Raw genomic sequence first — 16142 nt, forward strand, 5'->3', positions numbered from 1 at the left:
CCGGCGACACAGGACGACCTACCCGGCAGCCGACGGCCGTCGGGGCGATGATGTCCCGAGCGAGCTGGAGGAGGAAGGCGATGGGGACCGGCAAGGTCTCGGTGGTGCTGGTCGACGACTCCGTCGACGTACGCACCCTCGTGCGGATGCGGCTGGAGTCGTCGGGGCTCTTCGAGGTCCTCGGCGAGGCCGCTGACGGCGAGGAGGCCATCGGCCTGGTCCTGCGGCACCGGCCCGACGTGGTGCTGCTCGACGTCTCGATGCCCGCGATGGACGGCGTGGAGACGCTGCCGGCGATCCTCGCCGTCCAGCCGGACACCGCGGTCGTCATGTTCAGCGGCTTCAGTGGCAGCGACCTCACCACCGAGCTCGGCGAGCTCGGTGCGCTCGACTTCATCGAGAAGTCGATCCCGCTGGACGAGCTCCCGGACCGCCTGATCCAAAGCCTGCGCAGGCCCAGGCCGGCACCAGTGGAGCCGCCGCCCGACGAGGCGCTGGTCGCCGGCGTCCCTCTCGACGACGTCGACGTGGCCGAGATCGAGCAGTCGATCCTGGACGAGCACGTCGAGGGCTTCCGTGCCCTCTTCGACCGGGCAGCCATCGGCATGGCCACGCTGACCGTGAACGCCACCATCGTGCGGGCCAACGATGCGCTGGCAGAGCTGATGTCGTGCTCGGCGAGTGACCTCGTCGGGGTCGACTACGGCCGCCTGACCGGAGGGCGCGGGGAGGTCCTCGACCACCGGCTCGAGGTGCTGCGCTCCTCCCAGGGGAAGGTGGCGACCTTCGAGCACCCCATCCCGGCCCCGCCCGGCGTCACCTCGAGGCGTACGGCGCTCGTGACGCTGGTCCCCATCCGCGACGGCGTCGGGGAGCTGCTCTACGTCTTCGCGCAGGTGCAGGACATCAGCGCGCAGCGCGCAGCCGAGGAGGAGCTGCACCGCAGCGAGGAGAACTTCCGCCTCATCGTCGCCGCAGTCGAGGACTACGCGATCTTCATGCTCGACCCCTCAGGCATCGTGGTGAGCTGGAACGCCGGGGCCAAGAGGATCAAGGGCTACGAGGCAGCGGAGATCGTGGGTCGGCACTTCCGGGTCTTCTACCCCGAGGAGGAGCAGCTGACCGGCCACCCGGAGCACAATCTCGAAGTGGCGCTGCGGGACGGGTCGATCGCCGAGGACGGCTGGCGGGTGCGCCAGGACGGAACCCGTTTCTGGGCGAACATCGTCATCAGTGCCGTGCACGACGACCGGGGCAAGCACGTCGGGTTCACCAAGATCACCCGCGACCAGACCGAGCAGCGCCAGCACGCCGCGGACCGGCAGGAGGCAGCCGCAGAGCAGGCCCGCCTCCTTGCCGTCACTGCCCACGAGCTGCGCAACCCGACGGCGGTGATCGACGGCAGCGCGCACCTGCTCGAGACGTCCCACGAGGACATGTCGTCCCACGAGCGCGACCAGTTCTGGCGCGGGATCCGCACCAGCACCGAGCGCCTGCGCCGGTTGACGGCCGACCTGACCGCGGCATCGCAGCTCCAGGGCACGGGCATCCGATACGAGACGGGCAGCGTGTCGCTGTCCGAGCTGGTCCGCAGCGCCGCCGCCCGCCGTGCGAGCGCGGGACCGGGCGTCCAGGTCGAGGTCGACGTGCCCGAGCACGCCGTCGTCCAGGGGGACGAGGTCCGTCTGGCCCAGGCCCTGGACAACCTGCTCGACAACGCCGTACGCCACGGGGAGGCGCCGATCGCGGTGGCGGCCCGGGTGGCCGACGACGCGGTCGAGCTCCGCATCACCGATGCCGGCCAGGGGGTGCCCGACGACCTGGTGCCCCGGCTGTTCGACCGGCACGCCACCAGCGGCGCCGCAGGCGGATCGGGCCTCGGCCTCTACCTCGTGCGCGAGATCGTCCGGGGCCACGGTGGTGACGTCGCCTACGAGCCGCCGAACGGCGTGAACCCGACCACGTTCGTGGTCAGCCTGCCCCGCGACTCCGCGAATCCCTGACCACGGTGCGGCCCGTCTAGGGTGGCGACCGAGATGACTGGTCACGTGGAGTCCGTAGGCATGCCGAGCACCATCCCGACGAGCGCGACGCCCGGCCACCCGGCCGCGGTCCTGTGGGACATGGACGGCACCCTCGTCGACACCGAGCCCTACTGGATCGCCACGGAGTTCGAGCTGGCGCAGAAGTACGGCGGGACGTGGTCGGAGGAGCACGCGCTGAACCTCGTCGGCAAGGCGCTGCTCGACTCCGGTGCCTACATCCGGGAGCACATGGGCATCGACCTGACCCCTCAGCAGATCGTCGAGGAGCTGCTCGACGGAGTGGTGGCACGCGTCGAGGCGGCGGTGCCGTGGCGTCCCGGCGCCCGCGAGCTGCTCGTCGACCTCGAGGCCCACGGGATCCCCTGTGCGCTGGTCACCATGTCCTGGCAGCGCTTCGTCGCGCCGATCCTCGCCCAGCTGCCCGAGCGCACCTTCGTGACGGTGGTGACGGGCGACCGCGTCGAGTTCGGCAAGCCGCACCCCGAGCCCTACCTCACCGCGGCCGCCGAGCTCGGCCTGCGCCCCGAGGATTGCGTCGCCATCGAGGACTCCAACACCGGAGCGAAGTCCGGCGTGGCCGCCGGCTGCACGGTGCTCTGCGTGCCCCACCACGTGCCGATCCTCGAGGGCGAGGGACGGGTGTTCGTCGACACGCTCGTCGGCGTCGACGCGGCGCGCCTGGCCGAGCTCACCCGCCGCTGAGCCCCTGCGGCGGCACACCCGCGGGCTGCCAAGGTGTGACACGACCGTGACCACGGCGTTGTGGCCCAGCCCACATCGTCCGGTCTAGGGTGCTCGGACGAACGCATTCCGGACGGAAGGACCTCGGATGTCTCCGAAACGCACCGTGGCGACCTGGACGATGGCCGTGCTCACGGCCGCCACCCTGGCCAGCTGCGCCGACAGTGAGCGCAATGACGACAACGGGGGAGGCGGTGGCGACGACGGGACCTTCGTGTTCGGTGCCGCCGGTGCCCCCGAGATGTTCGACCCGTTCTACGCCACCGACGGCGAGACCTTCCGGGTCACCCGCCAGATGTTCGAGGGCCTCGTGGGCATCAAGCCCGGCACGGCCGAGGTCGTGCCCGAGCTGGCCACCGAGTGGACCCCCAACGACGACGGCACCGAGTGGACCTTCAAGCTCCGCGACGACGTGACGTTCCACGACGGTGAGCCGTTCAACGCCGAGGCCGTCTGCTACAACTTCGAGCGGATGTTCGACCAGAACGAGGCCGGCCAGACCGCCGGCGAGTACTGGGGCTACGTCATGGGCGCGTTCTCCAACGACGCCGCGAACTCGCTCTACCAGGGCTGCGAGGCCACCGGCGACTACGAGGCCAAGATCAGCATCTCCGGCCCGACGTCCGGCTTCCCGACCATGCTCTCCCTCGAGGCACTCTCCATGCAGTCGCCCAAGGCGCTCGAGGAGGGGGACGCCAACGGCATCGCCGCCGAGGGCGAGGGCTTCAGCTTCCCGGACTACGCCAACAACCCGGTCGGCACCGGCCCGTTCACGTTCGGTGAGTACGACGAGGCCAACGGCGAGATCTCGCTGGAGCGCAACGACGACTACTGGGGCGAGAAGGCCAAGTCCAGCGAGATCGTGTTCCGCGTCATCCCCGACGAGAGCACGCGCCGCCAGGAGCTCGAGGCCGGCAGCATCAACGGCTACGACCTGCCCAACCCGGTCGACTGGGCCGGGCTCGAGGACGACGGCAACAGCGTCGAGGTCCGCGACCCGTTCAACATCCTCTACCTCGGCCTGAACCCCGAGGCGAACCCGCAGCTGAAGGACCTCAAGGTCCGTCAGGCGCTCTACCACGCGCTCAACCGCGAGCAGCTCGTCCAGACCCAGCTGCCCGAGGGTGCCGCGGTCGCGACGCAGTTCATGCCCGACACGGTCAGCGGCTACAACACCAACCTGCAGCCCTACTCGTACGACCCCGACGAGGCGAAGAAGCTCCTCGCCGAGGCCGGCGCCGAGGGGATGACCCTGAACTTCGCCTACCCGACCGAGGTCAGCCGGCCGTACATGCCGGACCCGGAGAAGATCTACGAGGCGCTGCGCACCGACCTCGAGGCCGTCGGCATCAAGGTCAACGTCAAGACCGCGTCCTGGAACGGTGGCTACCTCGACAACGTCACCGCGGGCAAGTACGACGCCTACATCCTGGGCTGGACCGGTGACTACGACTCGCCGTTCAACTTCATCGGGACGTTCTTCGGCAACCTCAAGGAGAACGACTTCGGCACCGAGGTCATGCCGTGGGGCAAGCAGCTGGCCGACGACCTCAAGACCGCCGACGCCATCGTCGACGACGCCGAGCGGGGTGCTGCGTTCGAGAAGATCAACCAGCAGATCATGGAGGAGTACCTCCCGGGCCTGCCGATCAGCCACTCGCCGCCGGCCCTCGTGGTCGGTCCCGGCGTGGAGGGCGTGATCCCGAGCCCGCTGACCGCCGAGGAGTTCGACACGGTCTCGGTGGGCGGGGAGTGACCCCCACCCGCTGACCGTTCGATGTACGTGACGTCCGGGGGCCGCCGGCCCGGCGGCCCCCGGACCACACAGGCGTGTGAGGAGCTCGTGTGATCCGCTTCGTCGTACGACGACTGCTGCAGATGCTGCTGGTGGTCCTCGTGCTGTCCATGCTCGTCTTCGCCTGGCTGCGCTCGCTGCCGGGCGGGCCGGTGTCGGCCATGCTGGGGGAGCGCCAGACCCCCGAGCGCCGCGCCGCGCTGGAGGCGGCGCTCGGCCTCGACCAGCCGCTGCCGGTGCAGTACGGCAAGTTCCTGCAGCGTGCCGTGCAGGGCGACTTCGGCGTCTCCACCAAGGTGCTCCCGGGTGAGGACGCGCTCGACATCTTCCTGCAGCGGCTGCCGGCGACGATCGAGCTCTCGTTCCTGGCCATGGTGCTGGCCGTCGCGCTCGGCATCCCGCTGGGCTACTTCGCCGCACGTCGGCGCGGGTCACCGGCCGACGCCGGAGCGGTCATCTTCTCGCTCGTCGGCGTCGCGGTGCCGGTCTTCTTCACCGCCTTCCTGCTCAAGTACTTCTTCGCGGTCGAGTGGAACCTGCTGCCGGTCTCCGGGCGCCAGTCCACCGGCATGGACGCGACCCGGGTGACGGGCATGTTCGTCCTCGACGGCATCCTGACGCGCGAGTGGGATGCCTCCTGGGACGCTCTCAAGCACCTGATCCTGCCGGCGCTCGCACTCTCGACGATCCCCTTCGCGGTGATCTTCCGCATCACCCGGGCCTCGGTGCTCGACGTGCTCGACGAGGACTACGTCCGCACCGCGGAGGCGAAGGGGCTCACCGCCAAGGTGATCCGCGGCCGCCACGTCCTGCGCAACGCGATGCTGCCGGTGGTGACGACCATCGGCCTCCAGGTCGGCGGGCTGCTCTCCGGAGCGGTGCTGACCGAGACCGTCTTCTCCTACCGCGGTGTCGGTGAGGCGCTCGCCACCGCCTTCCGCGAGAAGGACTACCCCGTGCTCCAGGTGCTGATCATGGCCGCGGCCGCGATCTACGTCCTGGTCAACCTGATGGTCGACATCGCCTACGCGATCATCGATCCCCGGATCCGGACGAGGTGAGCTGACATGAGCGACCCGACCACCGACCGGCACGACGACCAGCACGAGTCCTCGTCGCAGACCCCGCGCCGGACGACCTACGGCGGGCTGCGCAAGCAGCGCATCGACGACCTGGCCACGGCCGGCACCGTCGACGACCAGCCGGGCGTCTCCCTGATCCGGAGCGCCTGGCAGCGCCTGCGCCGCAACCCGATCTTCCTCATCGGCCTCGCGATCACCGTCGCGTTCGTCGTCCTCGCCGTGATCGCACCGTGGATCGCACCGTGGGACGTCACGGCCCGCCCGCTGCTCGACAAGGTCCGACCGCAGAGCAACCCGGTGCCCGGCCCCGAGGCCGGCCACCTGCTCGGCGGTGACGACCGCGGCCGCGACCTGTTCTCGCGCCTGATCGTCGGCAGCCGCCAGACGCTGATCGTCGGTGTCTTCGCGACGCTGTTCGGCCTCATCGGCGGGGTCACCCTCGGGACCCTCGCGGGCGCCGTCGGCGGCTGGGTCGACTCGCTGGTCATGCGGATCGTCGACGTGATGCTCTCGCTCCCGTCGCTCCTGCTGGCCTTCACCATCGCCTCGCTGGCGCGCAACCCCAGCCAGTGGACCGTCGTGGTGGCCATCGCGATCATCCAGGTGCCGATCTTCGCCCGTCTCCTGCGCGGGTCGATGCTGGCCCAGCGCTCGAGCGACCACGTGCTCGCAGCGCGCTCCCTCGGCGTACGACCACGCGCGATCGTGTTCCGGCACATGCTGCCCAACGCCATGGGGCCGGTGATCGTGCAGGCGACCCTGTCGCTGGCCGTGGCCATCATCGAGGCTGCCGCCCTGTCCTTCCTCGGACTGGGCAACCCCGACCAGAGACAACCCGAATGGGGACAGATGCTCGGCCTGGCCCAGCCCTACATCACCGAGGCGCCGCACCTCGCCTTCTACCCGGCCGGGTGCATCATCGTGGTCGCGCTGGGCTTCACACTGATGGGTGAGTCGCTGCGCGAGGCCCTCGACCCGAAGACGAGGAGGTGACCATGACGCAGGTGACGCAGCAGTCCCGCCGTCCGGCCGCGTCCGGCGAGCCGCTCCTGTCGGTCCGCGACCTGGAGGTGACCTTCGCCCGCCACGGCCAGGAGCCGTTCAAGGCTGTCGACGGCGTCAGCTTCGACGTACGCCCGGGGCAGACCGTAGGCCTCGTCGGCGAGTCCGGGTGCGGCAAGTCGGTGACGTCGCTCGCGATCATGGGCCTGCTCCCGTCGCGCGGCAACCGGGTCTCCGGCGCGGCGCTGTTCGACGGCGAGGACCTGCTGTCGTTGTCGCCGTCGGCGATGCGCGACCGCCGGGGTGCCGACATCGCCATGATCTTCCAGGACCCGTTGTCGTCGCTGAACCCGGTCATCACCATCGGCCGGCAGGTCACCGAGGTGATGGAGCGCCACCAGGGCCTGAGCCGCAAGGAGGCCACGCCCAAGGCCGCCGAGCTGCTCGACCGGGTCGGCATCCCCGACCCCAAGGCTCGGCTGGCCAACTACCCCCACCAGCTCAGCGGCGGTATGCGTCAGCGCGCGCTCATCGCCATGGCCCTGGCCTGCAACCCGCGCCTGCTGATCGCCGACGAGCCGACCACGGCGCTCGACGTGACGATCCAGGCGCAGATCCTCGCCCTGCTCAAGGAGCTGGTCGTCGACACCGGCACCGCACTGGTGATGATCACCCACGACCTCGGCGTCGTCGCGGGGCTGTGCGACGAGGTCAACGTGCTCTACGGCGGCAAGATCGTCGAGCGCGGCGGGCGGCACGGCCTCTTCGAGCGTCCGCGCCACCCCTACACGGTCGGGCTGCTCAACTCGATCCCGCGGCTGGACGCCCCGCGCGGCGAGAAGCTCTCTCCCGTGCCCGGGTCGGTCGCGGACAACCTGCCGTGGGCGTCCGCCTGCGCGTTCGCGCCACGCTGCCCCAACGTGCTCGACGTCTGCACGCGCGAGATGCCCGAGTGGGAGGGCGACCAGGTCGTCGGCTTCCGCTGCTTCAACCCGATGGGAGGCACCCGGTGAGCACCACGACGGACCAGGCACCCACCCCGGCAGCCCCCGACGCCTCTGACGTGCTGGTGGAGGTGACCGGCCTGGAGGTGCACTTCCCGATCAAGAGCGGGCTCGTGTTCGACCGCACGGTCGGCCACGTGCGCGCCGTCGACGGCGTCGACCTGTCGATCCGGAGGGGCGAGACCTACGGGCTGGTGGGGGAGTCGGGCTGCGGCAAGTCCACGCTCGGCAAGGCCATCCTCAACCTCGAGCCGCCCACGGCGGGGCACGTGGTGTTCGACGGGGTCGACATCGCGTCGCTCAAGGGCGAGGCGCTGCGCAAGGAGCGCAAGCGGTTCCAGATGGTCTTCCAGGACCCGATGTCGAGCCTGGACCCGCGGCAGACGGTCGAGGCACTGCTGCTCGAGGGCATGCGCGCCCACGGGCTCGACAAGGACAAGGCGGCGACCCACGCCCGGCTCCGCGAGCTGATGGCCGCCGTGGGCCTGCCGGCCGCGGCGCTCAGCAAGTACCCCCACGAGTTCTCCGGTGGACAGCGCCAGCGCATCGGCATCGCCCGGGCCCTGTCGGTCGGCCCCGACCTGATCGTGGCCGACGAGCCCGTCAGTGCCCTCGACGTCTCCATCCAGGCGCAGGTGATCAACCTGCTCCAGGACCTCCAGGACGAGCTCGGCCTGACCTACCTCGTCGTCGCCCACGACCTCGCCGTGGTGCGCCACATCAGCGACCGGATCGGGGTGATGTACCTCGGCGGGCTGGTGGAGGAGTCCGGCGCGGGCGAGCTCTACGACATCCCGTTGCACCCCTACACCCGCGCGCTGATGTCGGCGGTGCCGGTCCCGGACCCGAAGGTCGAGGACTCGCGCGAGCAGATCCTGCTCACGGGGGACCTGCCGTCCCCCGCCAACCCGCCGTCGGGCTGCAGGTTCCACACCCGCTGCCCGTGGCGGCAGGAGACGCTCTGCGACACCGAGCGCCCGCAGCTGCGCGTGGTCGACGTGCCCGGCGTCTCCGACAGCCACCGCGTGGCCTGCCACTTCGCCGAGCAGATCGCGGCGGGGGAGCTGAAGCCGCACCAGGTGGAGGCACAGCTGGTGGAGAGCCCGTGGGGCGGGCCGGACGACGGCGCAGCACCGCTCACCCCGCCCGCCGCCGACATCGGGATCTGAACCCGCCGGAGGCGTGCTAGGTCATCCGAACCGGAACCGATGGGCTCGGGTTCGGATGACGGACCGGGCGAGCCCGGGAGTCGGGAGTCGGCCCGCCCGCTCAGTCGGTCGACTCGTCGGTCGACACGTCGCGCACCGGCGCGGGTCGCACGGGCAGCGGCGGCACCACGCCGCCCTTGGTCGGGCAGTACTGGTGGTAGGAGCACCAGTCGCACAGCCGCGACGGGCTCGGTCGCCAGTCACCGGTCTGCTGCGCGAGCTGGATGGCCGTCCAGATCGCCTCGACCTTGCGCTCGGTGGCGCGGAGGTCGTCCTCGTCGGGCTCGTAGCGCACGATCTCGCCGTTGCCGAGGTAGATCAGCTGCAGCACCGACGGGACGATCCCGCGCAGGCGCCAGATCACCAGCGCGTAGAACTTCATCTGGAACAGCGCCTTGGCCTCGAAGCCCTCGCTCGGGCTGCGCCCGGTGTTGTGTGTTGGGATGAAGCCCTCGCCGCACAGGTACATGGAATCCGGCGCGTCTACAGCGACGCACTGCGTCGGCACGGAGGCGACCTGGTCCACCCGAGCAATCACCCGTCGGCTGGAGAGATCCTGTTGCAGAGGCGTGATTGCTCCTTGGGAGGCGAGTGCCTTGCGGGGAAGTGAGAAGGGGTTGAACCACGACGGCGTGAACTCGATGACGTGCCATGTCCGGTCGTTGCGGACGGCGTTCGTGTAGGGCTTCTGGGAGTGGCACGGATTGATGCCCAAGGTGCGCATCAGCTCGACCACGTCACGAGCCAACGTGTCGTCAGTGGTCGTGAACCAGGCTCGGCGGCGCGTCGTGTTCCACCATCCATCCGTGTCCATGAGGCCCCGCAGGAGCGCGATGCGCTGCTCCGTCCCGCTTCGTAGGAACCGACGCGGAATGTGCTTGTTGTGCAACAGGCCCTCGCGCCGTAGCTTGCCCGACAAGGACAGGTTGACCTGGACCGCCCCGCGGTGCAGCTCCTCGTGAGCGCAGCGCCTCGTCTGATGCCCTACGGTCGCCGGACGGAACTCGTCATGTCCGAAGGTGCACTGGCTGGGGTCCTTGGACGGTGTGACGCGGAAGGCTGACTGTTCCTCCCGAACAAGGACTGCCTTGTCCCAGGCGGCCTTCACGAGGACGAGGGTGTCGGCAAGGTCCTTCTTGCCAACCGTGAGACCGCCATTGGCGCAATCACCGTCTCCGAGCCACGCACCCAGCAACCACGGATCGATGGGAAGCTCGACATCGGGGGTGACCAGTGGAGACGCCGACGACACCCAGAGCGAGCTGGGTCGGCCGTCGGCTCGCAGCGCCGCCAGCTCACGGGCAAGGGACTCGGTGCTGATCACGTCCTCCACCTGCTGCTGCCGTCTGCTGGTGACGACCCTCCACAGGTGGACGTTGTCCGCGACCACCGAAGATCCATCCTTGAACGACACCCGGTAGCAAGGTCGGTGGTGCACCTGTGACTTCGCGACGACCCGCGTCGCACGTCCGCTTCGACCGAGGAGCTCGTCGCCCACGGCGACATCTGCCATCGTGGTCCAACCAGTGGGAGTGGGAAGAGGGGTGTCGAGGGCTAGGCCCTTGTAGTCGACCACCCTGACCCGGCCGTCGGGCGCGACGTCGATGCGGTCGACGAACCCCCGGAGCAGCAGCCTGGAGTCGAGGAGCGCCTCGACGTAGAGCTCGCGCTCCGCCGGCTCGAGGCGGCGGGGGTCCTCGAGGTCGAAGTAGCGCGCCAGCACCGTGCGGCAGGACGCCAACCACGAGGCGACGTCGGGGCCCTCGCCGGAGAACATCTCGGCCAGCCCCGGCTCCGCCTCGAGCAGCGCGTCCCAGGCCGGCACGAGCATGTCGGCGGCCCGGTCGGGCGTGCGGTCGGGCGCCGGGAGGTCGAAGAGGTCCTCGAGGACCTTGTGCACCACGGTGCCCCGCACCGCGTCCGGTGAGGGCTCCTCGGGGAGCTTGTCGATCGTGCGGAAGCGGTACATCAGGGGGCAGGCCATGAAGTCGCCGGCACGGCTGGGCGACAGCGCCCCGAGGACGTCGACTCCGTCCACTGGTGTGGAGACCCGCTCGGCGGGAGAGTCCGCGGGGGAGCCGGCGAGGGAGTCGCCGGACGAGGACGGTGCAGCGGAGATCGACATGACGCGGCCACCCTAGGCGAGGCGTACGACAGCGCCGTGCGCGCGGACCGCCTGTGGGTGGCGTTCGTTAGGGTCGTGTCGTGCCTGATGAGAGACCCGGTCCGCCCGCTGCCCAGCCGCAGCCGACCCGCCGCGGCCCGCGGGCACCGGGCACGCTCAGGATCGGGTCGATCGCCGGCATCGACGTGCTGATCACCAGCTCGTGGATCCTCGTGGCGATCCTGATCTCGCTGTCGTTCGCACCGCGCATCGAGCAGGTCGAGCCCGGCCTTGGCTTCTGGAAGTACGTCGCCGGCCTGGTCTTCGCCGTCGTGCTCTACCTGTCCGTGCTGCTGCACGAGGCCTCCCACGCGGTCACCGCCCAGCGCCTCGGCTACGGCGTCACCTCCATCACGCTGCACTTCCTCGGCGGCATGACCGAGATCGACGGCCAGTCGCGCAAGCCGCGCCACGAGTTCTGGATCGCGGTGGTCGGTCCGCTGACCTCGATCGCGGTGGGCCTGGCGGCCGCCGGGCTCTGGTTCGTGGTCCCCGACGGCCTGGTGCGGGAGGCGGTCTGGAGCCTCGCTGCGGCCAACCTCGTCATCGGCGTGCTCAACCTCGTGCCCGGCCTGCCGCTCGACGGCGGGCGCGTGCTCAAGGCGCTGGTCTGGGGCGCCTCGGGCAACCAGCACCGCGCCACGATCGTGGCCGGCTGGGGCGGTCGCCTGGCCGCGTTGGCGCTGCTCGCGTGGCCAGTGGTGCAGGAGCCGCTCACGGGCGTGCCGGCGTCGATCATGGACCTCGTCCTCGTCTTCATCCTCGGCCTCTTCCTCTGGACCGGGGCGACCGCGGCGATGACCCACGCCCGGCTCCGCCAACGGTTGCCGGCGCTCGTGGCGCGCCCTCTCGCGCGCCGCACCCTGACCGTCCCTGCGGACCTCCCGCTGGCCGAGGCGGTGCGCCGCGCCCAGGAGGCGCAGGCGGGGAGCATCGTGACGGTCTCGCCCGACGGTCGTCCGCTGGGCATCGTCAACGAGGCGGCGGTGACCGCGATGCCCGCCGAGCGGCGCCCGTGGGTGCCGGTGTCCACCGTCGCGCGGGCGATGGAGGAGGGCCTGACCCTGCCCGCCACGGTCGCGGGGGAGGAGCTCATCCTCGCGATCAGCAGGCGACCCGCCGAGGAGTACCTCCTCGTCGAGGACGACGGCCGCATCTACGGCGTGCTCGCCACCGCCGACGTCGACCGGGCCTTCCGCGACAACGCCGCCGGCTGAGCGAATCGGCCCTCCGGCCACTAGTCTGCGCGGCATGTCCGAGCAGTCTCCCGACGTCCCTGCCGAGGCCTGGTCCGGCGTCCACCGCGGCCCCCTGCGTGAGGGCGAGTGGGTTCGCCTCGTCGACCAGAAGGGCCGCAAGCACAACTTCGAGCTCGTCGGGGGCAAGCGCTTCTTCTCCAACAAGGGTCACCTCGACCACGACGACCTCATCGGCCGCGAGGAAGGCTTCACCGTCACCTCGTCGGCCGGCGGGCAGTACCTCGTCTTCCGCCCGCTGCTCAACGAGTTCGTCGTCTCGATGCCGCGCGGTGCGGCCGTGGTCTACCCGAAGGACGCGGCCCAGATCGTGTCGCTGGCCGACATCTACCCCGGCGCCCGGGTGGTCGAGGCGGGTGCCGGCTCCGGGGCGCTCACCTGCTCGCTGCTGCGCGCCGTCGGGCCGTGGGGCCGGGTGACCTCCTTCGAGCTCCGCGAGGAGTTCGCGGACGTGGCGCGGCGCAACGTCAACCAGTTCTTCTCCGCACCCGAGGGCCAGACCCACCCGGCCTGGGACCTGCGCCTGGGTGACCTCAAGGACGGCCTGCCCTCGCTCGGCGCGAAGGTCGACCGCGTCATCCTCGACATGCTCGACCCGTGGAGCTGCGTCGACGCCGTCGCGGACGCGCTCGTCCCCGGGGGCATCGTGTGCGCCTACGTCGCCACGACCACCCAGCTCTCCCGGGTGGTCGAGACGCTGCGCACCCACGGCGGCTTCACCGAGCCGCAGCCCTGGGAGTCGCTGGTGCGCGACTGGCACGTCGAGGGCCTCGCGGTCCGCCCCGGCCACAAGATGATCGGTCACACCGCCTTCCTCGTCACCGCCCGCCGCATGGCCCCGGGGGAGAAGCCGCCGCGCAAGACCCGCCGTCCCGCGCCGGGCGCGTACGGCCCGGACTACACCGGCCCACGCCCGGCCGACGTACCTCCTCTGGAAGCCACCGACGGCCACCCCGACACCGACAGGTGACCGGGGTCGAGGTCGTCGACTGGTCGCCGCAGTGGGCCGGCCAGTTCGACGAGGTGGCCGCCGTCCTGCGCGACGCGCTGGCCGACCTCGCGTCCGCCCGGGTCGAGCACGTCGGCTCCACCTCGGTGCCGGGGCTCGCGGCGAAGCCGGTCCTGGACGTCGACGTGGTCGTGGCGCCCGGTGACGTCCCCGCGGCGATCGCCGCGCTGGAGTCCGTCGGCTACGAGCACCGCGGAGACCTCGGGGTCACCGGCCGGGAGGCCTTCTTCGCCCCGGGGCCGCCGCGTCGCAACGTCTACGTCTGCGCCGAGGGCACCGCCAACGTGCGCAACCACCTCGCGGTCCGTGACGTGCTGCGCAGCCGCGACGACCTGCGCGACGCGTACGCCGACGTCAAGCGCGCGCTCGCGGCCGATCCCGGGATGGACACCGACACCTACGTCGCCGGCAAGTCCGCGGTCCTCCAGCAGGTGCTCGAGGCGTCCGGCGCGTTCAGCGACGCCGAGCTCGACGCGATCCGCCGGCTCAACGACGGCTGGAGGCCGGGTGACGCCGGCGTTGCGAAACGGTGATCAACACGGCGAGATAAGCACTTCCGTCTCGACGCCCAGTGGGTAGTGTCGCAAGGGAGCACGACGGGAAGAGGTGCGAGATGACTGAGCCGACACGCGAGCAACTTGCCACTCAGGTGCGCTACCTGGAGGCAGAGGTCACCGACCTGCGCCGCCGCCTCGACGACGCGCCGGGGCAGGGCCGAGGCCTGGAGACGCGCCTGGCGGACGCCCAGCGGTCGCTGGCCGCGGTGTCCAGCCAGAACGAGCGACTGGCGCAGACCCTGCGCGACGCACGTGACCAGATCACCACGCTCAAGGAGGAGGTCGACCGGCTGGCCCAGCCGCCAGCGGGCTTCGGCACCTTCCTCACGCGCAACGACGACGACTCCGTCGACGTCTTCACCGGTGGCCGCAAGCTGCGCGTGAGCGTCAGCCCGGCCGTCGAGCTCGACGGCCTGGTCCGTGGCCAGGAGGTCATGCTCAACGAGGCCCTCAACGTCGTCGCCGCGCTGGACTTCGAGCAGGTCGGCGAGGTCGTCATGCTCAAGGAGATCCTCGCCGACGGCGAGCGCGCCCTCGTGATCGCCAACGCCGACGAGGAACGCGTCGTCCGGCTCGCCGAGCCGCTGCGCGCCGAGGACGTCACCATCCGCGCCGGCGACTCGCTGCTGCTCGACACCCGCGCCGGCTACGTCTACGAGGTGGTGCCCAAGTCCGAGGTCGAGGAGCTGGTGCTGGAGGAGGTGCCCGACATCGACTACACGCAGATCGGCGGCCTCACCACCCAGATCGACGCCATCCGCGACGCGGTCGAGCTGCCCTACCTCCACCCCGAGCTGTTCAAGGACCACGAGCTCAAGCCCCCGAAGGGCGTGCTCCTCTACGGCCCGCCCGGCTGCGGCAAGACGCTGATCGCGAAGGCGGTCGCCAACTCGCTGGCCAAGAAGGTCGCCGAGCGCACCGGTGCATCCGGGAAGTCGTACTTCCTCAACATCAAGGGCCCCGAGCTGCTCAACAAGTACGTCGGCGAGACCGAGCGCCACATCCGCCTGGTCTTCCAGCGGGCGCGCGAGAAAGCCTCGCTGGGCACGCCGGTCATCGTGTTCTTCGACGAGATGGACTCGCTGTTCCGCACCCGCGGCTCCGGGGTGTCCTCCGACGTGGAGAACACGATCGTGCCCCAGCTGCTGAGCGAGATCGACGGCGTCGAGGCACTGGAGAACGTCCTGGTCATCGGCGCCTCCAACCGCGAGGACATGATCGACCCGGCCATCCTGCGTCCGGGGCGGCTCGACGTGAAGATCAAGATCGAGCGTCCCGACGCCGAGTCGGCGCGTGACATCTTCTCCAAGTACCTCACGCCCACGCTGCCGCTGCACGCCGAGGACCTCGGCGAGTTCCACGGCGACCGCGCGGCCACGGTCAACGCGATGATCCGGGCGACGGTCGAGCGGATGTACACCGAGTCGGAGGAGAACCGCTTCCTCGAGGTCACCTACGCCAACGGCGACAAGGAGGTCCTCTACTTCAAGGACTTCAACTCCGGCGCGATGATCCAGAACATCGTCGACCGCGCCAAGAAGATGGCGATCAAGGACTTCCTCGACAGCGACCTCAACCCGGCGCAGCGCGGCCTGCGGGTCCAGCACATGCTCCAGGCGTGCGTGGACGAGTTCAAGGAGAACGAGGACCTGCCCAACACGACCAACCCCGACGACTGGGCGCGGATCTCGGGCAAGAAGGGTGAGCGCATCGTGTTCATCCGCACCCTCATCACCGGCAAGCAGGGCACCGAGCCCGGCCGCTCCATCGACACCGTCGCCAACACCGGGCAGTACCTGTGAGCCGCTGATGGCGGCGGAGGACGACCTCGGGCACAGCGACATCGAGGCTGCGCTGGCGACCCGGCGCGAGCTCGGCGCACGCTACGACGCCGAGCTGGTCGAGGGCTTCGCCGAGCGCATCGAACGGGCGGTGGACCGCCGGGTGGCCGACCAGGTGGCGCTCCAGCGCGGACGTACGGCGGCGGTGGCGGGCGGTGGCGCCCGCCAGCTGGCGCTCGGCATCGTCTCGCTCATCGCGTTCATCCCGATCAGCATCGCGTTGGGCGTCAACGGCCAGTTCGCCGCACTCCTGGTCACGCTGGCCGGCATCGTGGCGGTCAACCTCGCCCACGCCTGGCAGTCGCGCCAGTCCTGAGCGCCCCACCCGCCGGGAGGGCCCGGGCGAGGGCCGCGAGGGCTAGGTTGAACGAATGCGAACCATTCTGATCATCGTCGTCATCGTCGTCATCGTCATCTTCCTGATGGGGTTCCTGCGCC

Annotated in this window: 13 protein-coding genes; 12 read left to right on the forward strand and 1 reads right to left on the reverse strand. The window is 70.4% G+C overall.

The window, feature by feature from the left end; genetic code table 11:
• Nucleotides 1–80: 80 nt before the first annotated feature.
• The 7 genes from ASC64_RS11885 to ASC64_RS11915 all read left to right on the forward strand — a co-directional run bounded on the left by ASC64_RS11885 (nt 81) and on the right by ASC64_RS11915 (nt 8838).
• On the forward strand, nt 81–2003 hold the full coding sequence (locus tag ASC64_RS11885) for a PAS domain S-box protein (protein ID WP_056907721.1): 1923 nt from the start codon (nt 81–83) through the stop codon (nt 2001–2003).
• A gap of 60 nt (nt 2004–2063) precedes the next feature.
• On the forward strand, nt 2064–2747 hold the full coding sequence (locus ASC64_RS11890) for an HAD family hydrolase (protein ID WP_056907722.1): 684 nt from the start codon (nt 2064–2066) through the stop codon (nt 2745–2747).
• A 127-nt stretch (nt 2748–2874) separates the two neighbouring features.
• Nucleotides 2875–4542 (forward strand): ABC transporter substrate-binding protein, encoded by a 1668-nt coding sequence (locus ASC64_RS11895; RefSeq protein WP_056907723.1) that lies wholly within the window; start codon nt 2875–2877, stop codon nt 4540–4542.
• 89 nt (nt 4543–4631) lie between these two features.
• On the forward strand, nt 4632–5642 hold the full coding sequence (locus ASC64_RS11900; RefSeq protein WP_056907724.1) for an ABC transporter permease: 1011 nt from the start codon (nt 4632–4634) through the stop codon (nt 5640–5642).
• A gap of 6 nt (nt 5643–5648) precedes the next feature.
• Nucleotides 5649–6656: an ABC transporter permease gene (locus ASC64_RS11905; RefSeq protein ID WP_082550404.1), complete on the forward strand. Its 1008-nt coding sequence runs from the start codon at nt 5649–5651 to the stop codon at nt 6654–6656.
• A gap of 2 nt (nt 6657–6658) precedes the next feature.
• Nucleotides 6659–7678 (forward strand): ABC transporter ATP-binding protein, encoded by a 1020-nt coding sequence (locus tag ASC64_RS11910; RefSeq protein ID WP_056907725.1) that lies wholly within the window; start codon nt 6659–6661, stop codon nt 7676–7678.
• Nucleotides 7675–8838: an ABC transporter ATP-binding protein gene (locus ASC64_RS11915; RefSeq protein ID WP_156385152.1), complete on the forward strand. Its 1164-nt coding sequence runs from the start codon at nt 7675–7677 to the stop codon at nt 8836–8838. The genes ASC64_RS11910 and ASC64_RS11915 overlap by 4 nt, the downstream gene beginning before the upstream one ends.
• Before the next feature lie 100 nt (nt 8839–8938).
• Here ASC64_RS11915 and ASC64_RS22355 read toward each other — a convergent pair whose 3' ends face one another.
• On the reverse strand, nt 8939–11002 hold the full coding sequence (locus ASC64_RS22355; protein ID WP_162245799.1) for a PD-(D/E)XK nuclease family protein: 2064 nt from the start codon (nt 11000–11002) through the stop codon (nt 8939–8941).
• Nucleotides 11003–11082: 80 nt separating this feature from the next.
• On the opposite strand from ASC64_RS22355, the gene ASC64_RS11925 reads away from it, so the two are divergent.
• The 5 genes from ASC64_RS11925 to ASC64_RS11945 all read left to right on the forward strand — a co-directional run bounded on the left by ASC64_RS11925 (nt 11083) and on the right by ASC64_RS11945 (nt 16020).
• Nucleotides 11083–12258, forward strand: coding sequence for a site-2 protease family protein (locus ASC64_RS11925; protein WP_235563690.1), 1176 nt, complete (start codon nt 11083–11085; stop codon nt 12256–12258).
• Between the two features lie 34 nt (nt 12259–12292).
• Nucleotides 12293–13267, forward strand: a complete 975-nt coding sequence (locus ASC64_RS11930) for a tRNA (adenine-N1)-methyltransferase (RefSeq protein WP_056907726.1) — start codon at nt 12293–12295, stop codon at nt 13265–13267.
• A complete protein-coding gene (locus tag ASC64_RS11935) occupies nt 13264–13839 on the forward strand; it encodes a GrpB family protein (protein ID WP_056907727.1) in 576 nt (191 codons plus the stop codon). Before ASC64_RS11930 ends, ASC64_RS11935 begins: the two co-directional genes overlap by 4 nt.
• Nucleotides 13840–13919: 80 nt before the next feature.
• A complete protein-coding gene (gene arc / locus ASC64_RS11940) occupies nt 13920–15665 on the forward strand; it encodes a proteasome ATPase (RefSeq protein ID WP_056907728.1) in 1746 nt (581 codons plus the stop codon).
• A gap of 7 nt (nt 15666–15672) precedes the next feature.
• The gene (locus ASC64_RS11945; protein ID WP_056907729.1) at nt 15673–16020 is read left to right on the forward strand and encodes a hypothetical protein; all 348 of its coding nucleotides are present in this window, start codon (nt 15673–15675) and stop codon (nt 16018–16020) included.
• The last annotated feature ends 122 nt before the right edge of the window (nt 16021–16142 follow it).

This window comes from Nocardioides sp. Root122 (genome assembly GCF_001425025.1).
Lineage (GTDB): Bacteria > Actinomycetota > Actinomycetes > Propionibacteriales > Nocardioidaceae > Nocardioides.

Excerpts from the sequence above, each read along its gene's own strand:
- ASC64_RS11885 (WP_056907721.1), top strand. The coding sequence starts at position 81 with ATGGGGACCGGCAAGGTCTCGGTGGTGCTGGTCGACGACTCCGTCGAC.
- ASC64_RS11890 (WP_056907722.1), top strand. The coding sequence starts at position 2,064 with ATGCCGAGCACCATCCCGACGAGCGCGACGCCCGGCCACCCGGCCGCG.
- ASC64_RS11895 (WP_056907723.1), top strand. The coding sequence starts at position 2,875 with ATGTCTCCGAAACGCACCGTGGCGACCTGGACGATGGCCGTGCTCACG.
- ASC64_RS11905 (WP_082550404.1), top strand. The coding sequence starts at position 5,649 with ATGAGCGACCCGACCACCGACCGGCACGACGACCAGCACGAGTCCTCG.
- ASC64_RS11910 (WP_056907725.1), top strand. The coding sequence starts at position 6,659 with ATGACGCAGGTGACGCAGCAGTCCCGCCGTCCGGCCGCGTCCGGCGAG.
- ASC64_RS22355 (WP_162245799.1), bottom strand. The coding sequence starts at position 11,002 with ATGTCGATCTCCGCTGCACCGTCCTCGTCCGGCGACTCCCTCGCCGGC.
- ASC64_RS11930 (WP_056907726.1), top strand. The coding sequence starts at position 12,293 with ATGTCCGAGCAGTCTCCCGACGTCCCTGCCGAGGCCTGGTCCGGCGTC.
- arc (WP_056907728.1), top strand. The coding sequence starts at position 13,920 with ATGACTGAGCCGACACGCGAGCAACTTGCCACTCAGGTGCGCTACCTG.
- ASC64_RS11945 (WP_056907729.1), top strand. The coding sequence starts at position 15,673 with ATGGCGGCGGAGGACGACCTCGGGCACAGCGACATCGAGGCTGCGCTG.